We start from the raw sequence: 1,874 nt of genomic DNA, 5'->3' as shown, positions 1-1,874 counted from the left end.
GCGGCGATTGATCTCGGCGGCCAACTGCTGCGGCACCCCGGCCTGGGCGTGGCGGACGATGAGCACGTCGGATCCCATGGCCAAAAAGGTGCGAGCCGTATCCAAAATGGTTTCCCCCTTGCTTAGCGAAGAGGTGCCGGGGGAAAAGTTGAGCACATCCGCTGACAGGCGCTTGGCCGCCAGCTCAAAGCTGTTGCGGGTGCGGGTGGAAGGCTCGAAAAACAGCGTCACCACCACCTTCCCCTGCAGGGTGGGCACCTTGGGCAGCCGCCGGGTCAGCACTTCCTGAAAGCTGGCGGCGGTTTGCAAGACAATTTGATACTCTTCGCGGGTAAAGTCCGCCAGCCCCAAGACATGTTGCCGCTGCCAAGCCATAGGGGATCCTCAAATGCCCAAGCGGGCAAAGATCTCGTCCAGGTGGGTGAGGTGCCGCCGTGGGTCAAAGCAGGCCTGCAGCTCCGCCTCGCTCAGGTGGGCCATTACTCTGGGATCCGCCAGCAGATTGGCGTGGAAATCTCCGCCGGCTTGGTTCCAGGCGCGGTGGGCATTTTCCTGCACCAGTCGGTAGGCTTCCTCACGGCTCAAGCCCTTCTCCACCAAAGCCAAAAGCACCTGCTGGCTAAAGACAACACCACCGTAGAGGGTGAGGTTGCGCTCCATGTTGGCAGGGTAAACCTGCAGGTGGCGCACCAGATCTGCCATGTTGACCAGTAGGTAGTGGCAGAGGATGGAGGCATCGGGCAGGATGACCCGCTCTACAGAGCTATGGGAAATATCCCGCTCATGCCAGAGGGGAATGTTTTCCAGGGCCGAGACAGCATACCCCCGCAAGAGGCGGGCAATTCCCGTCAGTTGTTCTGCTTTGACGGGGTTGCGCTTGTGGGGCATGGCGGAGGATCCCTTTTGGCCGGGGGCAAAGTACTCCTCAACCTCCAGCACCTCTGTCCGCTGTAGGTGGCGGATCTCGGTGGCAAAGCGCTCCAGAGAAGAGCCAATCAAAGCCAAGGTCTGCACATACTCAGCGTGGCGATCGCGGGAGATCACCTGCGTCGAGGCCGTATCCGGTTTGAGGCCTAAGCGGGCGCAGGCCAACTGTTCCACCTGGGGGGGCACATTGGCGTAGGTACCCACGGCGCCGGAGATCTTGCCCACGGCGACCACCTCCCGTAGGCGCGCTAGGCGCTCCTGATGGCGCAGGCACTCGGCCAGCCAGCCGGCCAGCTTAAAGCCAAAGGTAATGGGCTCGGCATGGACGCCATGGGTGCGGCCCATCATCAGGGTGTAGCGGTGTCGGCGGGCCTGCTCACGCAAAGCAGCGATGAGATCGGCCAGCCGAGCTTGCAAGATCTCAACCGAGGCTACAAGCTGCAGGGCCAAGGCTGTGTCCAACACATCCGAGCTGGTCAAGCCCAGGTGGATGTAGCGCCCCGCCTCGCCCACATGCTCGTTGAGGTTGGTCAAGAAGGCAATAACATCGTGCTTGACTTCCGCCTCGATTGCCAAAACCCGCGCCGGGTCAAAGGCAGCTTTGGCTTTGATCTCCTGCAGAGCCTCTTGAGGGATCCGCCCCAGCTCCGCCTGCGCCTCACAGACGGCCAGCTCTACTTGTAGCCAGGTCTGGAGCTTGTGGGCGGTGGACCAAATCTGGCCCATTTCTGGCAGAGTGTAGCGCTCGATCAAGGTGCCTTTTCCGTCAGTACGATAGGATAAGCCAAGCTATTTTAGCTAATCCGCCTCTCATCCCGGGTCCAAAGCGGGGCTTCTCGGCGAGTTGGCCAAGTGCAAGGATGGCCCCTCTTGCGGGCAGTCTATACTGGACTGGGTTGGGATCCTCAGCGGAGCACGATGAAGCGGCGATGGGGAAGGGTGGCTCT

1 protein-coding gene and 1 pseudogene are annotated in these 1,874 nt (G+C 61.2%); both read right to left on the bottom strand.

What is annotated here, in order from left to right; genetic code table 11:
- Positions 1–375: pseudogene (locus NW857_RS08795) on the bottom strand (aspartate carbamoyltransferase); the annotation flags it as partial.
- Positions 376–384: 9 nt separating this feature from the next.
- Positions 385–1,680 carry an adenylosuccinate lyase gene (gene purB, locus NW857_RS08790; protein ID WP_414368694.1) on the bottom strand — a complete coding sequence of 432 codons (1,296 nt, stop codon included), beginning with the start codon at positions 1,678–1,680 and terminating at the stop codon, positions 385–387.
- Between the last annotated feature and the right edge of the window lie 194 nt (positions 1,681–1,874).

It is taken from the genome of Synechococcus sp. H55.9 (assembly GCF_047462355.1).
Lineage (GTDB): Bacteria > Cyanobacteriota > Cyanobacteriia > Thermostichales > Thermostichaceae > Thermostichus.
Note: the sequence above shows the minus strand (reverse complement) of the source record. Positions and strands in the feature narration are given on the sequence as shown.